Annotated in this window: 18 protein-coding genes; 6 read left to right on the forward strand and 12 right to left on the reverse strand. The window is 58.5% G+C overall.

From position 1 onward, the window contains the following. On the forward strand, positions 1–894 hold the full coding sequence (locus CFB02_RS07855; RefSeq protein ID WP_088557571.1) for a ketopantoate reductase family protein: 894 nt from the start codon (positions 1–3) through the stop codon (positions 892–894). 13 nt (positions 895–907) lie between these two features. After that, complete coding sequence (locus tag CFB02_RS07860) at positions 908–1,465, forward strand: cob(I)yrinic acid a,c-diamide adenosyltransferase (protein ID WP_014576743.1); 558 nt, start codon at positions 908–910, stop codon at positions 1,463–1,465. Positions 1,466–1,511: 46 nt separating this feature from the next. Here the strand turns inward: CFB02_RS07860 and CFB02_RS07865 are convergent, their stop codons facing one another. The 4 genes from CFB02_RS07865 to CFB02_RS07880 form a co-directional block, all read right to left on the reverse strand. Further along, positions 1,512–3,542: a methyl-accepting chemotaxis protein gene (locus tag CFB02_RS07865; RefSeq protein WP_088557572.1), complete on the reverse strand. Its 2,031-nt coding sequence runs from the start codon at positions 3,540–3,542 to the stop codon at positions 1,512–1,514. A 120-nt stretch (positions 3,543–3,662) separates the two neighbouring features. Continuing rightward, positions 3,663–4,550 (reverse strand): histidine kinase, encoded by an 888-nt coding sequence (locus tag CFB02_RS07870; protein WP_088557573.1) that lies wholly within the window; start codon positions 4,548–4,550, stop codon positions 3,663–3,665. Next, entirely contained in the window at positions 4,551–5,177 is a 627-nt protein-coding gene (gene ampD, locus CFB02_RS07875) for a 1,6-anhydro-N-acetylmuramyl-L-alanine amidase AmpD (protein WP_088557574.1), read from the reverse strand. Between the two features lie 69 nt (positions 5,178–5,246). Continuing rightward, on the reverse strand, positions 5,247–7,553 hold the full coding sequence (locus CFB02_RS07880; protein ID WP_088557575.1) for a DUF1631 domain-containing protein: 2,307 nt from the start codon (positions 7,551–7,553) through the stop codon (positions 5,247–5,249). 223 nt (positions 7,554–7,776) lie between these two features. On the opposite strand from CFB02_RS07880, the gene nadC reads away from it, so the two are divergent. After that, positions 7,777–8,616 (forward strand): carboxylating nicotinate-nucleotide diphosphorylase, encoded by an 840-nt coding sequence (gene nadC / locus CFB02_RS07885; RefSeq protein WP_088557576.1) that lies wholly within the window; start codon positions 7,777–7,779, stop codon positions 8,614–8,616. On the opposite strand, the gene CFB02_RS07890 is transcribed toward nadC, so the two are convergent. The 5 genes from CFB02_RS07890 to CFB02_RS07910 are packed head-to-tail and all read right to left on the reverse strand — an operon-like array spanning position 8,617 to position 12,437. Then, entirely contained in the window at positions 8,617–8,952 is a 336-nt protein-coding gene (locus tag CFB02_RS07890) for a YqcC family protein (RefSeq protein ID WP_014576737.1), read from the reverse strand. 12 nt (positions 8,953–8,964) lie between these two features. Next, complete coding sequence (locus tag CFB02_RS07895; protein ID WP_008172831.1) at positions 8,965–9,762, reverse strand: ParA family protein; 798 nt, start codon at positions 9,760–9,762, stop codon at positions 8,965–8,967. A gap of 60 nt (positions 9,763–9,822) precedes the next feature. Further along, on the reverse strand, positions 9,823–10,521 hold the full coding sequence (gene hda, locus CFB02_RS07900) for a DnaA regulatory inactivator Hda (protein WP_014576735.1): 699 nt from the start codon (positions 10,519–10,521) through the stop codon (positions 9,823–9,825). Beyond that, a complete protein-coding gene (locus CFB02_RS07905; RefSeq protein ID WP_169702144.1) occupies positions 10,518–11,078 on the reverse strand; it encodes a CDP-alcohol phosphatidyltransferase family protein in 561 nt (186 codons plus the stop codon). Before CFB02_RS07905 ends, hda begins: the two co-directional genes overlap by 4 nt. 21 nt (positions 11,079–11,099) lie before the next feature. Beyond that, complete coding sequence (locus tag CFB02_RS07910) at positions 11,100–12,437, reverse strand: DUF2066 domain-containing protein (RefSeq protein ID WP_227519359.1); 1,338 nt, start codon at positions 12,435–12,437, stop codon at positions 11,100–11,102. Between the two features lie 159 nt (positions 12,438–12,596). Here CFB02_RS07910 and purM point away from each other — a divergent pair, with 159 nt between their 5' ends. The 3 genes from purM to CFB02_RS07925 all read left to right on the forward strand — a co-directional run bounded on the left by purM (position 12,597) and on the right by CFB02_RS07925 (position 15,145). Continuing rightward, entirely contained in the window at positions 12,597–13,661 is a 1,065-nt protein-coding gene (purM, locus tag CFB02_RS07915) for a phosphoribosylformylglycinamidine cyclo-ligase (RefSeq protein WP_039881976.1), read from the forward strand. Next, entirely contained in the window at positions 13,658–14,320 is a 663-nt protein-coding gene (gene purN, locus CFB02_RS07920) for a phosphoribosylglycinamide formyltransferase (RefSeq protein ID WP_014576731.1), read from the forward strand. The genes purM and purN overlap by 4 nt, the downstream gene beginning before the upstream one ends. A 90-nt stretch (positions 14,321–14,410) precedes the next feature. Further along, complete coding sequence (locus CFB02_RS07925; RefSeq protein ID WP_088557578.1) at positions 14,411–15,145, forward strand: DUF3108 domain-containing protein; 735 nt, start codon at positions 14,411–14,413, stop codon at positions 15,143–15,145. Here CFB02_RS07925 and CFB02_RS07930 read toward each other — a convergent pair. The 3 genes from CFB02_RS07930 to dcd all read right to left on the reverse strand — a co-directional run bounded on the left by CFB02_RS07930 (position 15,142) and on the right by dcd (position 17,656). Beyond that, positions 15,142–16,419 carry a valine--pyruvate transaminase gene (locus CFB02_RS07930; protein WP_088557579.1) on the reverse strand — a complete coding sequence of 426 codons (1,278 nt, stop codon included), beginning with the start codon at positions 16,417–16,419 and terminating at the stop codon, positions 15,142–15,144. The two genes, CFB02_RS07925 and CFB02_RS07930, sit on opposite strands and share 4 nt — an antisense overlap. Before the next feature lie 74 nt (positions 16,420–16,493). Then, on the reverse strand, positions 16,494–17,093 hold the full coding sequence (locus CFB02_RS07935; RefSeq protein ID WP_008172846.1) for a YjaG family protein: 600 nt from the start codon (positions 17,091–17,093) through the stop codon (positions 16,494–16,496). Next, positions 17,090–17,656: a dCTP deaminase gene (gene dcd, locus CFB02_RS07940; protein WP_008172848.1), complete on the reverse strand. Its 567-nt coding sequence runs from the start codon at positions 17,654–17,656 to the stop codon at positions 17,090–17,092. Before dcd ends, CFB02_RS07935 begins: the two co-directional genes overlap by 4 nt. Positions 17,657–17,728: the final 72 nt, after the last annotated feature.

The raw sequence follows: 17,728 nt of genomic DNA on the forward strand, positions 1-17,728 counted from the left end.
ATGATCGGTATTCTCGGTGCAGGCTCTCTGGGCAGGCTCTGGGGCGCAATGCTACCCAACGGTTGCGTTGCCTTCATGGCCAGACCGGGCGAGCCCATCGACGCAAGCGTCGATTACCGTTTCCGGCCCTTTGAGGGGCCGGAAACCTCCATACAGATTCCCTTCCTCAGGGCCAGTGACACGCCGGACCTGATGCTGGTGACAACCAAGGCCGGTGATACCCTGAACGCCGTGGCAGGCGTGATCGACCAATTACCCGTTGAAACCCCCATCCTGCTTTTCCAGAACGGACTGGGCAGCCAGCAAGCTGTCGCCCAACGTTGGCCGGAGCGCCCGATCCTGGCCGCAAGCACTACCGAGGGTGCGAATCGACCTGAACCGGGACTTCTCGTCCATGCCGGTACCGGCGATACCTGGGTGGGTCCGCTGACGAAGCCGGCCAGATTCGCCGTGGACCGCGCGGTCGCCATGCTGGAAGACTCCGGCCTGGCCATTCATCCAGAGCCGGCCATCCTCCAACGACTCTGGCAGAAACTGATCATCAATGCGGGCATCAATCCTTACACCGCGATCCTGAACTGCCCCAATGGCGAAATCCTGTCTGCAGGGCTATATCAGAACACCATCGACGAGCTTTGCCGGGAATTGTCAGAGCTGATGAGCGCCGCCGTCCAGATCACGGAAACACCGGATACCCTGCGCCAACGCATTGAACAGGTCGCTCAAAACACCGCCGGCAACACATCGTCCATGCGTGCCGATGTTCTCCGGAAACGCCAAACCGAGATAGACTTTATCAACGGGTATCTGGCAAAACTCGGAAACGAACTCGGTATCGACACGCCGGTGAACCAAATGCTGACCGAACGGGTACAACAACTGTCGTCACATTAACAGGAGCAGACTGATGGGCAACCGCCTTTCCAAGATTTACACCCGCACCGGAGACGATGGCTCCACGGGCCTGGCCGATGGCAACCGGATTGCCAAGAATGCCCAGCGAGTTGAAGCCATGGGCACCGCTGATGAACTCAACTGCCATATCGGGTTGCTAATCGAAACCCTGGACAGCGACGACGAACTGGTGGAGAGCCTGCGCCGCATTCAGCACCATCTGTTTGACCTGGGGGGCGAATTTGCCATCCCTGGCAGCCGTGTCATCGGTGACGAGCACATCGAATGGCTGGAAGGCACCCTGGACCGGCACAACGAAGGCCTGCCACCGCTGAAGAATTTTGTCCTGCCCGGCGGCAGCCCCGGCGCCGCCCAATGTCACCTTGCCCGGGCGGTCTGCCGTCGTGCAGAGCGGGTTGTCGTCGCCCTCGGCCATGAGGACTCCATCAACACCGCTTCACGGCACTACCTGAACCGACTCTCGGATCTGTTGTTTGTCATCGCCCGCGTGCTGGCCCGGCGCGAGGGTGGCGAAGAGATTCTCTGGGAACAAAAAAAATCCGGCCTCTGAGGGCCGGATTTTTTATGCGCCTGATCGCGCGTGAAGGTCGCACCGATCAGACCTTGAAGGCTTCCACCAGACGCTGAAGCGACGCTGTCAGTTGAGACATTTCTCGGGAAGAACCCAGGGTTTCTTCAGCATTGGCGGCGGTTTTCTGGCCCAGCTCGCCAATCTGCTCGACGTTCGAGTTCACGTTTTTCGCGACGGCAGACTGCTCTTCGGCGGCCTGGGCGATCTGGTGACTCATATCCACGATCACGGAGATGCCCTTGGCGATTCTGTCCAGGGCCTCTGTCACCTCTCCGGACTTCTGCACCGTTGCCTCGGTCACGTCCCTGCTGTTGGTCATGGCCGACACCGCGTCTTTGACGCCGCTCTGGAGACGGGAAATCATGCCTTCGATTTCTTCCGTCGATTTGTGCGTGCGCTGTGACAGCGAACGGACCTCATCGGCAACCACCGCGAATCCACGCCCCTGTTCCCCGGCCCGGGCCGCCTCGATCGCGGCGTTCAGGGCGAGCAGATTGGTCTGCTCGGCGATGGCCTTGATCTCGACCAGCACCTGACTGATGTTGTCACTGTCCTTGCTGACCCGGTTGATCACTTCCACCGCACCTGAGATTTCACCCGCCAGCTTGTTGATAGTTTCAACCGTGTCGGCCACCACGCCCCGGCCGGTTTCTGTGTCCTGTTCGGCATTGCTCGCGCTGTCCGCAACCCGGTGCGCGCTTTCGGTGACTTCATGAACCGCCTCAACCATCTGGTTCATGGCTTCATTGATCTGGCCGCTTTCTTCCATCTGACGCGCCACGGCTTCGCTGTTGGCCGCAGCGGTGTCATTGACACGGGTTGCCTGCTGGTCGACGTCCGACGTGGTTCGACTGACGGAGCGAATCAGCTCTGCAATCCGGTCGGTCATGTTATTGAATTCCGTCGTCAACTCGCCCAACTCATCGCGGTTGCGCAAACTGATGTGCGTGGTCATGTCGCCGGCGGCAACGTTCCGCGCGGCTTCGCTGAAGCGGTTGATGGCGGTACGTACCGACATGAAGAAGCCGATGTAGAGATAGACAACCACAAGCAGCACGGCGATCAGGGCGACCACGATCAGGCGACGCTGGTTGATTTCACTCTCGAGCCTTGCGCGCAGGTTCGACTCGACCACGCTGAACGCTGCCGTCTTGACGTCATCGTAATGGGCCAACTGCGCGGAAATCAGATCGTCGTATTCGGTCCACGGCATTTCCAGACGCATGGGCGTTATCACGTTCAGATCCAGATGATCCCGAACCACCATCAAACTCTCGTCAACCCGTTGAATCGCGTTGCCTGCCCGATTGACGAGGGCCGGCGACGATTCAGAAGCAAGAGCCAAGGCCGGCGAAAGCAAGGAGGTGCGATTGGTCAACTGGTCATAGATTTCGTTCAGGGTTTCGCTCAGAGCGTAACCTACCTGCCCCTCAACCAGTGCGAAGATTCCGTAGGATTTTGCCCGACCGATCACGGTGCGTGCAGCCGGGAGCGAGTCTTGGATCAGGCCCAGAATCAACTGGTTTTCTCTTGAGGCTCCCTGCCCCAAACTAGAGATTTCAATGGTGGCCGAAAGCAGCGCCTGTGCCTTCTGGACGAACTCCTGATAATATTTGAACTGAGGATCGAAGCGGCCCTGATAATTGTCATCGGCCCGCAATGCTTCCCACTCCTGGCGAAGGCCTTCAACCTGATCGGCCCAGGAGCCAGTCGTATCGAACGAGCGCTCTTCTGCGGTCAGAGCCGCCAGCAGGTTATCAATCTCACTGGCCGCTTCTTCGGAAACTGCGGTAATGGCACTCTCATCCTTGATGATCGCCGGTGAGCGATAGTCTCGATAATCCATCGCCGCATCCACCAGCCGATCCACTTGCTGGAGTTGCTCCAGCCCCTCGACACCCCGGGTCATGGTCTGAACCGAGCGATTCAGCTCGGAAATGGCAAGCCAGGACAGCCCGCCAATTGGTAAAAGGAACAGAATGCTGATGAGACTGAACTTGTAGACCATCGGCAGCCGGTTCATCAGGGCAATGGCAGGATTAATGAGTTGCTTCACAGGGACCCTCGTGCTGGCAAATAACCACTGAACGTTAATTCTTTTCTTCTATTGTCGCCTAAAGTCTTAAAAACTTAAGCTTTATTTGTTGTTAAACTGTAATGTTTTATAAAATCCGGGCTAAACGACGCCGGAAATAACCAGCAGGGCGAGTATGCATATCCATACCAGCATGCTTCTGTTCAGCAGATCCCTTACCGCTCGCAGACTCCTTCCCCCAAACGCTGTCCACTCATCCGGGTGAATCCGGGAAAACCTCGCTGGATCCAGTGCATACCCGGTTAACGACCCGTTGGCCGAAATCATGAGTACCTCACCCGCTTTTTTGGAGATTCCGGTCAGAGTCTGGCGAGTTTGACGCAGCCACCCGGCCAGATCTCCGGCAATTCCGAACGTTAACGACAAAAGCCTGGCAGGAATCCAGCCGGCAAGGTCGGACATTTTTGCAAACCTGGGCCTCGCCGGCGCCTGCGGCCATTGCTCGGCGAGCGCTACCAGCCCACGCGCCAGGACCGCGAGACCGATACCGCCAACCACATACCAGAAAGCCACCAGAAAAAAGCGCTGGAACACCGAAACCATCAGTGCCTTGGACAGGGAGAGGTGCATGGCCTCGGGAGACACTGCGGCTCCCCGTTCATCGGCCGGAAGAAGGTCTTTCACATGATGCCAGGCCGACTGCATGTCTCCCCGATGCCACGCCTCCGCATAGGCCCGCAGTACCTGTCGCCAGCCCGGCGTTCCCATAAGGACGACCAGCACCAGGAACTCCAGCGGGTAAGCCGCCATTCTCCAGCCAGAAGACACCAGCAGGTATTCCGCAAGCCCCAGTATCAGGGCCGGCAACAGGACCAGTGCCAACCCGGTCGCTATCCCCGATTCATGGCCCGCCCTGACCCGGCTGCCGTAGCGGAACCAACGGCGCCAGACCTCATCGCCAGACAGCATGTCCAGGGAATCCAGACGCCTGCGCACCATGTAGGCCAGAAGAAACACAACAAATACCATTCAGACGTTCCTCCCCGATCCTCGGACTATTTCCAGGGCTGACCGAAAATACCGCCAGTCAAAAGCCGGGCCGGGATCGCTCTTCCTGCCGGGCGCAATGTCGCAGTGCCCGGTAATCCGATTGGCCGTGACATCCGGCCAGGCCGTCATAATCAGGTCCGCCACTTTCGCCAGCATGCGATATTGTTCGGTGGTGTAAGGGGTGTCGTCGGTCCCCTCCAGTTCAATCCCGATGGAAAAATCATTGCATTCCTCCTGCCCTTCAAAACACGATCGGCCGGCATGCCAGGCCCGATCAAGCAGGCTGACAAACTGCACCAGCGCGCCATCGCGGCGAATCAGCAGGTGCGCAGACACCTGGACGCCCTCGATAGTCTTGAAGTAGGGGTGCGCAGAATGGTCGAGTTGGTTGCAGAAGAAGTCTTCTATTTCGCGGCCACCAAACTGGCCCGGAGGCAGGCTGATATTGTGGACGACCAGAAGAGAGATGCCCGCTCCATCCGGACGAGGCCCGAAATTCGGCGAAGGGGTCCAGCGGGCGAAGGAAATCCGCCCGGTTTCGCGAAGCGAATTTCCATCGGTACCAGAGGCTGAGGGGCGTTCGGAAAAAACGTCTGAATCGGGCAAAGTAATTCCAAAAGTTTCAGAGCATTACAGCCTCTGATTGAATCACAAAGTTGCCACGGTTGCTACGAATCAGTCCTTGCGGCTGCTGCGTAGGTTGTCGATGATCGACTCCAGTGCCCGGTCGAAGATCAGGCCATCATCCAGCATGCTGATTTTCCCGGATTCCATGTCGGCGGCCAGTTCCTGACGCAGATACTCTGCCACCTTCGCACCACTGCGATTCACAAAGATATATTTGCCAGTGGCCTTGATAAAGGCCGCGAGCTTGCAGCGCACCCGGGTTTCGTCGCGGGTGAGTTCAATCCAGGAACCCACACGCAGGCTTTCGGCCTTTGTCAGCCACTCTGGAGATACTGAGGCAGTCTGCGCATCAGCGTCCGCCTGTGAGGCCTGAGAGGCAGTCTCGCTGACCACAGAAACAGGCTCTTCGGGCTCGGCCGGCGCGGGCGTTGCTCTGACAGCGTCTTCGGCCGCCGGCTCAGGGGGCTCGACGGGCTGCTCAGCAGCGGGTTCCGGAACGAGCAGATCCCCTGGCTCCGAAGGTGATTCCGGCCTGGACGGAGCCGTCACCAATCGCTGGAAAACGTCCACGTGGGCAAGTTCAAGGTCGCGAATGGCCGCATCGGTGGCAAACGGGTCCCAGGAAATATCCTGCAGTGCCTTGCGAAGGTCGTCCACAATGGCCGGTATTGCCCTCAGCAGATCTGACCTGGTGGTATCAGTGACCGGGCGCGGATCCACACTCCAGACCAGCTGCTCGGTCAGGTTCCGGGCGTGCTGCCACCGGTCGCTGTCCTCGCCCTCCCGGAGGACAACCCATTGCAGGTACCGGGTCCAGGCTTCGCTCAGGAGGCCGGCAACCGGTTCGGGTACGTCCCGCTGTTCTGTCAGCTCCTGAACCAGGCCTTCCGCCGCCTGGGACGCCCGCTCCTGACGAGCACGCCCTTCTTCAGCATCCCGAAGACGTTGTTCGACGAGCTCACGACGCCGGCGATCGAGATCCATGAAGTGGCTGAAATCTTTCAGCAACTCCTCGAACAGAGAGACGTTGGTAGTGAACTCAGTCAGAACCCGATCTACCACCGATTCGATTTTATCCCGAAGCGGGTCTCTTTGCCCGGCCTTCTTCTCGGTCCAGCCAATGGCCGAGAGTGCCAGCTCGTTAAGCAGTTTTCGAACCGGATGGCCGCCCCGATTGAAAAAGTTCTTGTCACTAAGCGCCACTTTCAGCACCGGAATCTGCAGGCGCCCGATCAATGCTTTCATCACCGGATGCAGTTGGCGATCTTCCAGAATAAAGTCGAACAGCATGGAAACCAGATTGATCACGTCACTGTCGACCTGCCCAACGCTGAGGCTGTTGCCATCGCCGGAACGCAGGATGGGTTGAAGCTGTTCGTCCAGAGGTACAACGGTACCTTCACCCCATTGCCTGCTGCTCGACTGCGCTTCAGTCAAACGGGCCATGAGCCTGTCGGTATCAATGTAGCTTTCGCCCACCGGAGATCCGCCAGTGACCGCATTAGACTCGCCGCGGTGCAACAGCGCGCTGAGCTCCGAGAAAGTGGCCTGTGACTGAGACATACCCTGACTCTCGCTGGCGGAATCCGCCCGCCCGCTGGCACTTGGCGGCCCTGAACTCTCTGCTGACCCACGTTGACCGGAGCGGGAGGGCACCTTGCCGGTGGGCGGTCGTTTCATGTCAGGCATTACGCCTTCACTGATCAAGGTGCGATTGGCTTCTTTGTAGAAATCACCGAGGGTATCGGCAAGCAGGCGATCAAACAGTTTCAGAACCACCAGCTTGGCCCGGATATCAATGTCGAGGTCGGCACAGGCCTCGGCAACACCGCCGCAGATGATCTCAGGGCTCAGTGGCATTTGCGCGTCTTTCAGCTCAATACCCGGCACCAGATGCCCAACCCGGACGGTAAGCAGACGGATCTGTTCGGTATAACGGTTCCGGAGTTTATTTATGAGATTGTCGACTGCCACCTGCTGCTCAAGCTGGGAATGGTCAACGAGGCTGAGAGAGTCCTCGTCAACTTCATCCAGGGACTTGGCGCTTTGCTGGGGCTGGAACCTGCCGATCTCATTGAACGCCTGGCTGACATACTGGAGGATCGAGACCACCATGGCCTTGCGACGAAGCCTGAGCTCCCGCATGGCATCAAAGTAGGCGGTCTGGTCGAGGTTGGAGCCGGCTCTGTCGGCGAGTTCAAACAGGGCATCATCGGCACGATCGAAAAAACTGGCAAGAACGGACTTGAGGGACTGACCCGATGCGTCACGAAGGCGCACGAGGGACGCAGGCAAAGAAAACCGGGCGGGCGGTTTCTGGCCTGAAAAGCTGACAACCTTGTTATCGTGCACCATCTCGCTGCTCCGCCTTGTATTACACAATTGCCTGTTTATTTCTCCACTTCACATGATACGAGCTGCCCACGTCAGGTTGTGTCAGATTTTGTCACCTTTTGTGTAGACCTGACGTGCATCACAGTTTAGCAGCCCTGCCCCAAGAGTTTGGCGATTCACCAGCGGCGCTTTAGAATTGGCAGCCTGAAACGCCGACAACCCACTGCACCGGACTTTTTGCCCTATGATCCCCCCTGAACTCCTCCGCCAGGCCAGAATTGAAAATGTTGCCCAGAGTCTGCGGGAGGACATCGGCGATGGCGACATCACGGCCAGACTGATACCCGCCAACAAACAGGCAACAGGGCGGGTAATTACGCGGGAAACCGCCACCATCGCGGGCAGGGAGTGGGTGGACGAGGTTTTCCGACAGGTGGATCCGGCCGTTGAGCTCAACTGGCAGGTTGCCGATGGCGAGACCGTGTCACCGGATCAGGTGTTGTTTACCATGCAGGGTTCGGCACGAAGCCTGCTGAGCTCCGAACGCGCGGCTCTGAACTGGCTCCAGTCCCTGTCTGGCGTTGCGACCGCCTGCGCCGGCTATGCCGCCCGGGTTGCGCACACCGGTGTTCGACTGCTGGATACCCGTAAAACCCTGCCGGGTCTGCGCCTGGCCCAGAAATACGCTGTAACCTGTGGCGGCTGCTTCAATCATCGGATCGGGCTGTGGGATGCTTTCCTGATCAAAGAAAATCACATTGCCGCCTGCGGCTCCATTGCCCAGGCCATTGAAGCCGCCCACCGGATTGCGCCAGGCAAACCGGTGGAGGTGGAAACCGAGAACCTTGACGAGCTGGAACAAGCCCTTCGAGCGGGTGCAGACATCATCATGCTGGATGAGTTCTCACTTGAAGACATGCGGACCGCGGTCGCTACCACGGGTGGCAAAGCAAAGCTGGAGGCATCCGGGGGAATCAATGCCGACACCCTGGTGCCGATCGCCGAAACCGGCGTGGACTTCATCTCGATTGGCGCGCTGACCAAGGATTTAAAGGCTGTCGACCTGTCAATGAGACTGGACTGATCACTCCCCGCTAAGCAGGCGGTCGATCACCTCCAGCTCCCGAACCAGCCTGTTACCGGACTCCGGTCGCCCCCGGAAATGCTCTTCGGCCATCGGCGCTATGCCGGAGGCCGAGGGCAACGGGTGGTCGTTTTCGATGATGATCTTCATTCTTTCCACAAAAACAAATTGCAGCCACTGGGTAAATTCCAGCGTATCGATGCAAAAGGGCTGCGCACTCTGGAACGCCTCGTCCGGTGGCGGCTCTGACTCCCAGAGCCCCAGCTGCCGCAACTCCATCTCAATGTTCAGAAGGCAGTCCGCAACCTGCCCGACCGGGTTACCGGATTCGGTCATATCAGTCTCGCTTCAATCGTTAAGCGGCTCAAGCTCCACGGTTTCGCCATGCAGAACCCGGAACAGGTCCTCGTACTGGCGCGTCAGTGGGTGCTTGGGTGCCATGTGAATCAGGGGCTGCCGGCTCTGGTGGGACTCTTTCATCTTCACGGAACTCGAGAGACGCACAGGCAGAACCGGCAAGCCCTCCTCGGTAAGCTCCCTGACCAGCTGTTTGGGCAGGCTGGCCCGCGGCTGGAACTGGTTGGCAACAATCCCTTCGACAACAAGATCCTCGTTGTGGTCTTCCTGCAGATCACGAATTTCGTTGAGGATGTTATACAGCGCCTGACGGGAAAAATCGTCACAGTCGAAGGGTATCAGGCAGCGCTGGGCTGCAATCAGGGCAGACCGGGTATAAAAATTGAGCGCCGGCGCGGTATCGATGTAGATCGCATCGAAGGATTCACCCAGTTTTTTCAGGGCTTCCCTCAGCTTGTATATCTTGTGCTTGGCCTCCAGCTTGCGCTCGAGAAAATCCAGCTCCGGGCTGGAGGGCATCACAAACAGGTTCTTGAACGGTGAGGCATGGACAAATTCGTCCGGACGGCGATTGAACACGGTAAAGGCCACCGTCTGCTCCAGCATATCCGCCACGGTGTCCTTGAGCTCGCTGGCAGGCTTGCCCAGCAGGTAGTGGGTGGAGTTTCCCTGCGGATCAAGATCCACGACCAGGGTTCGCTTTCCACGAGCGGCGCTGATAGCTGCGAGATTGCACGTGATACTGGACTTACCGACACCGCCTTTCTGGTTGAATACCACCCGTCTCATTTTGCCTCTCCCTTGATGAATCCGTTATCGATTTCTGCCCTGCGATGAACCCATTCCAACTCACCACCCCATCACTGTCTTCACAAACGGGATAGTAAGCCGTCTCTGTGCCTGAAGTGAATTTTCATCCAGTATATCCAGAATCCCCAGCAAATCACCGAGCCTTCGGGGCGCCCGGCGCATTATATAGCTGGCCACATCATCCGCCATCACCAGGCCACGCTTCTCGGCACGGGCCCTAAGAATGGTCAGGCGATCCTCATCCCGGTAGATACCCAACTGGATGACCAGCCCGTGACTGAATCTGGAGATCAGATCCGGCAACTCAAAAGGCAGACTGGCCGGCAAATCGGCCAGACTCACCAGCAAAAGGCCGCCTCGATCGAGAATCCGGTTATAGAGATGAAAAATGGCCTCTTCCCATACCCGCTGGCCTGCAATGCGGTCGACATCGTCAAGACAGACGATCTCATGGGTCTCAAGCCCCGACAAGGCATCGGGACCAAAAGGCTCGAGCTCTGCGATGCTGATACACACCGCTGCCCTGCCCTGCTTTTCGCCCAGGTGGCACACTGCCTGTAGAAGATGGCTCTTGCCGGTATCGGCATCACCGCACAGAACAACGACAGGCATATCATGAGGTTGCTGACAAACGCTTTCAAGACGCTGGGCTGCGCCCGTGTTCCGGTCGCCATGGAAATTGTCGAATCGGGCGTCGTCACGCAGCTTAACCCCGAGCACCAACTGGGATGCGGTCATGGCCGGGTAGCCCTCCAGGCCCGCAAGCCCCACACAAACAGGTAATGCCCCCCGCTGAACACGGTGGAAACAGCCACCAGGATAATGCCGGCATCAACCACCCAAGGCTGCATCGGCAGGTCCGCCAGAAGCACGATGATGGCCAGGGCCACAAGAATCTGGATAAACGTATTGATCTTGCCGGGAATGCTGGGCTCCATATCGTATCGACCAACCTTGTAGTGGTAGGCCAGAGCGCCGACTACAATCAGCAGATCACGCCCCAACACCAGCAGAAACAGCCACACGGGCAGCACAGCGGTGAGAGTAAGCATCAGGTACGCGGTGATCAACAAGGCCTTGTCGGCGAGAGGATCTGCAATTGCACCAAGCCTGGAACGCCAATTGAAATGGCGGGCAAGGAAGCCGTCAACCGCGTCTGTGCCGGCGGCCAGAAAGAATATCAGCAACGCTCGGCGATAATCTCCGATCAGTAACGCTCCCGCGAAGGGAGCGATCAGAAGAATGCGCAGGAACGTCAGGGCATTGGGAATCCAGCGCCAGCGGTGCAAATTCAAAAGACTCCCTCCGGTTACACCTTATTCGCCGCCATCGCTCCCGATGACAGAAGACGGTTGCCAACGATAATACAGAACCTGGTACAGGGATTCGAACGCCTCCCTGGCATCTTCCTCATCGACGGGCACCGGCTGATAGGTAAACAGGGCAGTCTCTTCAGACGCCTCAGCAGAGGTTTGCTGATCCGGGCCAGCCGGCTGCGATACCTCGCTCTCGGGCACCTCTTGCGGGTTCGACCCAGACGACGCCACCTGGCCCTCTGCTGTACGGGCGGTAACCGGAGGTTCTGCCGGAACATCGGCTTCCATTGGAACGAAGCGCGGATCCAGGGCGATGTACTCCCGCAGCTGGTCCAGCTCACCGGAGAAAGCCACCCGCAGGGTCAGTTGTTCGTCCCGTACCCGATGGGCACCAACGCTAACCACGGGGGTCAGTCCTTCCAGCACCTTATTGGCGCCGGCATAGTCTTCAAGCGACGTAACGCCACGCAGCACAATGTCCACCTGGGGCGAATCGCCCACTTCCGATGCAGCAACCGCGTATCGGCTGGCGTATAGCTCCGCCCAGCGGTTTATCGTCGCCTCCGCCAGTGCTTCCGGGGTATCGGCGGTTACCGACTCTTCCCCGGCATTCATGGCCATACCATCGAAGACCCAGCCGGCACGCCATTGCCCGCCAGCACGGCTGACCCGCACCAAAGCGAGCACATCATGGTCCAGATTCCCGGACGCAGACTTCACCCGACCAATAAACTGCCCCCAGATATCCGAGAGCAATTCACGGTCGGAGCTGAAATCTGACGGGGGCAGCGCCACGGGCAAGCCACGCTTTCTGGCCGCCTCATCGAACGCAGCCCTCCAGGTTCCCGCGTCTTCCTGACCAGAGCCGTCCCCAAGCCGTGTTACGAGTGTTCTCGAGCCACGATCCTCGGCAGCAATCCAGGCCAGCGTGAGCGGTCTGTTGGCACCCCACACAGGCGCATCAATTGCAGCCAGCGCGCGGTTCACGCCAACCGCTCCGAAGGACATGCTCAGAACACTCTGGCCGGACTCGCCACGGGCAACCTGATAGGAAAGCAGTAACGACTCGGCATCGGACAGCAGGGCTTCAACGCCCTCCATCGCCAGTACGTCTCGGGTACCGGAAACCCTTACCAGTACCTGGCTCAGCCCGTCTGCATACCCCTGGGCGAGTTGACCCGGCGAGGACCCTTCCACTGGCACCTTTACCGAATAGAGACCGGAAACCGTCACCGCGGTCGCCTGGGCGGAAAACCCAGACAGCAGAACGGTGAACAACGCAACTACCCACGCCCCGGATACAGACCTGTGTGCCGGATTTTGCCCTGATACTGACATGAAACACCCTGCAATTCGCATGAATGGCGCATAGGATACACCATGCCCCAAGGTGTGAGTAGCGGCCCCGGATTTCGGAAAAGCAATATACATTTGGAGCGCCACACCGCACCTGTTAAAATCCGCCGCCTGACCCACTGGCCAACGGTTAAGTACAACATGAGCGAACAGAAGCCCTCCCTGACCTACCGCGATGCTGGCGTAGATATTGATGCCGGCAATGAACTCGTCAGCCGAATCAAGGACACCGCCGCGCGCACCCGCCGCCCCGAGGTTCTTGGCGGTCTCGGCGGCTTCGGCGCCATGGTCTCCATCCCCGCCGGATATAACGAACCGGTTCTGGTTTCCGGCACCGACGGAGTGGGCACAAAGCTCAGGCTGGCCATGCAACTGGACAAGCACGACAGCATCGGGATCGATCTGGTCGCCATGTGCGTGAACGATCTGGTTGTCGGCGGCGCTGAACCGCTTTTCTTCCTCGACTACTACGCGACCGGCAAGCTGAACGTAGACGTTGCCACTCAGGTGGTTGCCGGGATCGGCGAGGGCTGCGAGCAGGCTGGCTGTGCGCTGGTCGGCGGTGAAACCGCTGAAATGCCGGGCATGTACGAAGGCGACGACTACGATCTGGCTGGCTTCTGTGTAGGCGTTGCCGAACGCAGCGAAATCATTGACGGCGGCCGCGTCCAGGCCGGAGACGTGCTGATTGCCCTGGGCTCTTCCGGCCCCCACTCCAACGGCTACTCCCTGATCCGGAAAATTCTGGAAGTCAGCAACGCCGACCTCGAGCAGCCAATGGGCGACACCACCCTGGCCAACGCTTTGATGGCACCGACTCGAATCTACGTAAAGAATCTTCTGCAGCTGATCCGGGAAGTCGACGTCCGTGCCCTCTCCCACATCACTGGTGGTGGCCTGCCGGAAAATATTCCCAGGGTGCTGCCGAACGGCACCATCGCTGCCATCGATACCAACAGCTGGTCATTGCCCCCGGTATTCCAGTGGCTCAAGGACAACGGCGGCGTTGCCAGTGAAGAGATGTACCGCACCTTTAACTGTGGTATCGGCATGATTGTTTGCGTGCCTGCCAACCAGAAGGAGCTGGCCCTGGATACTCTGAAAGCACTGGGCGAGCATGCCTGGCAGGTAGGCCTGATCGAACGTGCCGATGACGAACAGGCAGATGCCTGCGTTCGCTACGCACCGGGGCTGCTGTCGGCATGAAGGCAGATCAGACCCCGTTACCGAAAATCCTGGTGCTCGCCTCCGGAAGCGGCACCAACCTTCAGGCACTGATTGACGCCAGCCGGGAGCGGGATTTTCCCGGGCAGATCATTGCCGTTGGCTGCAACCAGCCCGGCGCGTTTGCCCTTGAGCGCGCGGCCCAGGCCAATATCGAGACCTTTGTGGTAAACCACAAGAATTTCGAGTCCCGGGATGAGTTTGATGCCTCCCTGATGGCGGAAATCCTCCGATACAATCCGGATCTGATTGTCCTGGCAGGCTTCATGCGCATTCTGACCACGGATTTTGTTCGGGCATTCCGGGGTAAGATGCTGAACATTCACCCGTCCCTGTTACCAAAGTACACCGGACTGAATACTCACCGTCGTGCACTGGAAGCGGGCGATACCGTACATGGCGTTTCCATCCACTTCGTTACCGAAGAGCTGGATGGTGGCCCCGTGATTGCCCAGGCAGAAGTGGCGATTGTTTCCGATGACACGCCAGAAAGCCTCGCGGAGAAGGTACAGGCCAAGGAACACATCCTCTACCCCATTGTTGTACGCTGGTTCTGTGAGGGCCGGATTCAACTTGGTAGCGATTATGTGTTGTTCGACGGCGAACCCTTGAACGCTCCGATGCGCCTGCCGGACAACTGAGGCATCGCCTGAACGAATTGTCATCCCCGCATCCTGCCCGAGCAGCTACACTGTCGCCATTGATGACGGTAATTGTTCGGGTTTAACAAGATGCTTTCACGACGTCTCATCAGATTTGGTTGCGCGGCCCTGCTGGCCTGTCTCGGCATTCTCGCCGGACCGGTCACACTGCATGCCGAGACCGAAGCGGACCTGACCCCTTTCGAGGCCAGCTATACCGCAGCCATGGAGAAGGGTCTCTCTCTCAATGGCACCGCAAAACGCACACTCTCCTCCCAGGGCAACGATGTCTGGCTGTACCGCACGGATGTCGACTCGTTCATTGTCAGCATCGATGAATCGCTGGTATTCCGCTGGGAGGACGGGCAAGTCATACCCATGCGATACCGGTACCGCTTATCCGGTTTCCTGATCAGCGACCGCAAGAACTCTATCGACTTCGACTGGTCCGCAGGCGTGGCGACCGGGGAATACAAAAGAAAGCCCTTCGAACTGGCGCTGGAAGAAGGCCTGCTGGATCCGCTGGGCTACCAGCTTCAGCTGCACCAGGACATCAAGAACGGCAAGCGGGAAATGACCTATCGGGTGCTCGACGGTAACTCTATCGACACCGATCGCTTCGCGGTGATCAATGGTGAAAACATGAGTACTGGCAGCAAACAGAGCGCCACCCTGAAGGCGGAGAAGGTTCGCGAGGACTCGAAGCGTCAGACGCTGATGTGGTTCTCGCCGGAGCAGAATTTCCTGCTCGTCCGCCTCAGGCAAGTTGAGCCGGACGGCAGCACCTACGAATTGAAACTCAAGGAAGCAGAGTTCGAGCGCTAGACCTCGCGCCCGGCCTCGCGCCACACGGCCTTGACCTCATTGGCAATGATCCGGAGGCCCTCGGCAACCCGGTCGTCGTCCTGGGAGTAGGTCACGCGCAGACACTCATGCCGGTGCCTCCAGCCATCTTCCGGCAATCCGGGAAAGAAATAGTGCCCGGAAACGACCAGAACCCCTCGGCTCTTCAACCGCTGATACAGTTCCAGGCTGGAGATCGGCAGATCCGGGAACCAGAGCCACAGGAACATGGCGCCCTCGGGCTTGTGCACATACCAGCGGCAGCTGTCCTCTCCCATGGCCTCCCGGAACGCGGATACCGCCCGCTCCATCTTCGCCTTGTAGAACGGGCAAACCACATCCCGGCTCAGGGACAATATTTCACCGGAACGAACCAGAGGCTCTGCCAGCATAGCGCCAAAACTGCCCGTGGCCAGATTCATGATGGCATTAATGCCTGACAACGCCTTGATCACCGGTTCGGCCGCAATCACGATTCCGGTCCGCGCTGCCGGCAAACCAAGCTTCGAGAGGCTCAAGCAGAGGATGATCTGGTCGTTCCAGGTGGGTGTTGCATCGACGAACAGCAAGCTGGGAAATGGTGTGCCATAGGCGCCATCGACGATCAGTGGTATGTCGTGTTGGCGGGCGAGCTCTTCAAGCCGAGCAAGCTCTTCGTCAGTAACGACGTTACCGGTCGGATTGGTGGGACGTGACACACAGATAGCGCCGGTCTCGCCGGTAACCTCTACGGCATCAAAATCCACCCGGTATTTGAACTCGTGGGCGTCGGTGAACGAGATGTCCGGCTGCACCGCATGGAACAGGCCCGGTTCAATGCCAGCGTCAGCGTAGCCGATGTACTCGGGCGCAAGCGGCAAAAGAATATGCTTGCGGTTACCGTCGCCGTAGTCTCCGCCAAACATGTTGAACAACATGAAGAACGCCGCCTGGCTGCCGTTGGTCAGGGCGATATTCTCGGGTTTCAGGCCCCAGCCATATTCGCGGTTGAGCAGCTCGGCGAGCGAGGCGATAAACTGCTTTTCCCCCTGGGGCGGATCGTAGATACCGACCAGACGGCGAACATCGCCCTCGTTACGGCTCATATCCGCGAGAATTTCCTGCACTCTCTGCTGGATCTCGGGAATATGCCCGGGATTTCCCCCACCCATCATGATCATGTCATCGCCGGATGCCATGGCATTACCCAGGTCATCCATGAGGGACGTGATACCGGCATCGGCGGTGAACTTGCGACCAAAAGCAGAGAGTTTCATGGGGTAAAATCCATCTGACCTATTCTGAATACAACGGGTAATACCGAAAGTGTAGCTTGCTCGCTCCCCAACGTTTATTCGGTGAGCGAAATGCCAAGGTTACTGACGCCCTCGTTGGCTGCATCCTCCCGGAGACGGGCCACAAACTGATCGGTTGGCGTGCGTTGGCGCTTCAGCTCCAGGATCAGGTCCCGCTGGAAGGTTTTGTCTTCTTTCATCAACGGGTGATGATCAAGCAGACGGACGAGCTCGTCTTCCTCGAGGTCTTCACCTTCGGACAGCTCAATAAAGTTCATCACGGTTCCGGTCGCCATCTGTGACGCATCGGTAGCGCGGTGTTTGGAGGGATTCAGGCGGTTCAGCAGCGCCTGCTCCAGTAGCTGACAGAAGTCGAAGGCCGGGTAAACACCGTAGGCATCGTAGGCGTCCACGTCCGGCGACAGGGTTTCCAGTTTGGCGAGCAACTGCGGGATCGCCGATTCGGAGACGTCCTTTTGGAGCAGGTCCCAGCCAAGGTCCAGAAGCTGGCGCATTTTGGCACCGGTCTTCAGGCCCATGGCATCGGCAAACAGGGCGTAGTTTGGAAATGAGCGCTCAGCCAGAGCGAGCAGGAAGGCGCATTCGCGCCATCCCTGCAGTTGTGAAACGGCTTTCAGGAACTGGTTGGCGTTCATGTCCTGGGCAGGGTCACGCCGGTCTGGCCAAGATATTTGCCACCCCGGTCTTTGTAGCTGGTTTCACAGATCTCGTCGGACTCAAAGAAGAGCATCTGGGCGACGCCTTCGTTGGCGTAGATCTTCGCCGGCAGGTTGGTGGTGTTAGAGAATTCCAGGGTAACCTGGCCTTCCCATTCCGGCTCCAGCGGGGTGACGTTGACGATGATGCCGCAACGCGCATAGGTGGACTTGCCCAGGCAGATGGTCAGGACGCTTCGCGGAATGCGGAAGTATTCAACGGTGCGGGCCAGTGCAAAGGAGTTCGGCGGGATGATGCAGACGTCGCCGGTGTAGTTGACGAAGCTGTTTTCGTCGAAGTTCTTCGGGTCCACGGTGGCGGAGTGGACGTTGGTGAAGATTTTGAATTCGTTGCTGCAGCGTACGTCGTAGCCGTAGCTGGAGGTGCCGTAGGAGATCACGCGGCCTTTTTCGGTTTCACGAACCTGTCCGCTTTCGAACGGTTCGATCATGCCGTGTTGTTCGGACATCCGGCGAATCCACTTGTCGGATTTGATGCTCATTGGCGAAGTCTCGTATCCACTGGGAAAATTGGGGCGTAGTTTACCTGTTCCCTGAAGGTCTGTCGAAGCTTC

The sequence above is a fragment of the Marinobacter sp. es.042 genome (genome assembly GCF_900188315.1).
GTDB lineage: Bacteria > Pseudomonadota > Gammaproteobacteria > Pseudomonadales > Oleiphilaceae > Marinobacter.

Bases quoted from the DNA above. Each gene is read 5' to 3' on its own strand.
- CFB02_RS07860 (WP_014576743.1), top strand. From the start codon at position 908: ATGGGCAACCGCCTTTCCAAGATTTACACCCGCACCGGAGACGATGGC.
- CFB02_RS07890 (WP_014576737.1), bottom strand. From the start codon at position 8,952: ATGACCGAATCCGGTAACCCGGTCGGGCAGGTTGCGGACTGCCTTCTG.
- purN (WP_014576731.1), top strand. From the start codon at position 13,658: ATGAAGGCAGATCAGACCCCGTTACCGAAAATCCTGGTGCTCGCCTCC.
- CFB02_RS07880 (WP_088557575.1), bottom strand. From the start codon at position 7,553: ATGGTGCACGATAACAAGGTTGTCAGCTTTTCAGGCCAGAAACCGCCC.
- CFB02_RS07925 (WP_088557578.1), top strand. From the start codon at position 14,411: ATGCTTTCACGACGTCTCATCAGATTTGGTTGCGCGGCCCTGCTGGCC.
- nadC (WP_088557576.1), top strand. From the start codon at position 7,777: ATGATCCCCCCTGAACTCCTCCGCCAGGCCAGAATTGAAAATGTTGCC.
- CFB02_RS07910 (WP_227519359.1), bottom strand. From the start codon at position 12,437: ATGTCAGTATCAGGGCAAAATCCGGCACACAGGTCTGTATCCGGGGCG.
- CFB02_RS07930 (WP_088557579.1), bottom strand. From the start codon at position 16,419: ATGAAACTCTCTGCTTTTGGTCGCAAGTTCACCGCCGATGCCGGTATC.
- dcd (WP_008172848.1), bottom strand. From the start codon at position 17,656: ATGAGCATCAAATCCGACAAGTGGATTCGCCGGATGTCCGAACAACAC.
- CFB02_RS07935 (WP_008172846.1), bottom strand. From the start codon at position 17,093: ATGAACGCCAACCAGTTCCTGAAAGCCGTTTCACAACTGCAGGGATGG.
- CFB02_RS07855 (WP_088557571.1), top strand. From the start codon at position 1: ATGATCGGTATTCTCGGTGCAGGCTCTCTGGGCAGGCTCTGGGGCGCA.
- CFB02_RS07895 (WP_008172831.1), bottom strand. From the start codon at position 9,762: ATGAGACGGGTGGTATTCAACCAGAAAGGCGGTGTCGGTAAGTCCAGT.
- hda (WP_014576735.1), bottom strand. From the start codon at position 10,521: ATGACCGCATCCCAGTTGGTGCTCGGGGTTAAGCTGCGTGACGACGCC.
- purM (WP_039881976.1), top strand. From the start codon at position 12,597: ATGAGCGAACAGAAGCCCTCCCTGACCTACCGCGATGCTGGCGTAGAT.
- CFB02_RS07870 (WP_088557573.1), bottom strand. From the start codon at position 4,550: ATGGTATTTGTTGTGTTTCTTCTGGCCTACATGGTGCGCAGGCGTCTG.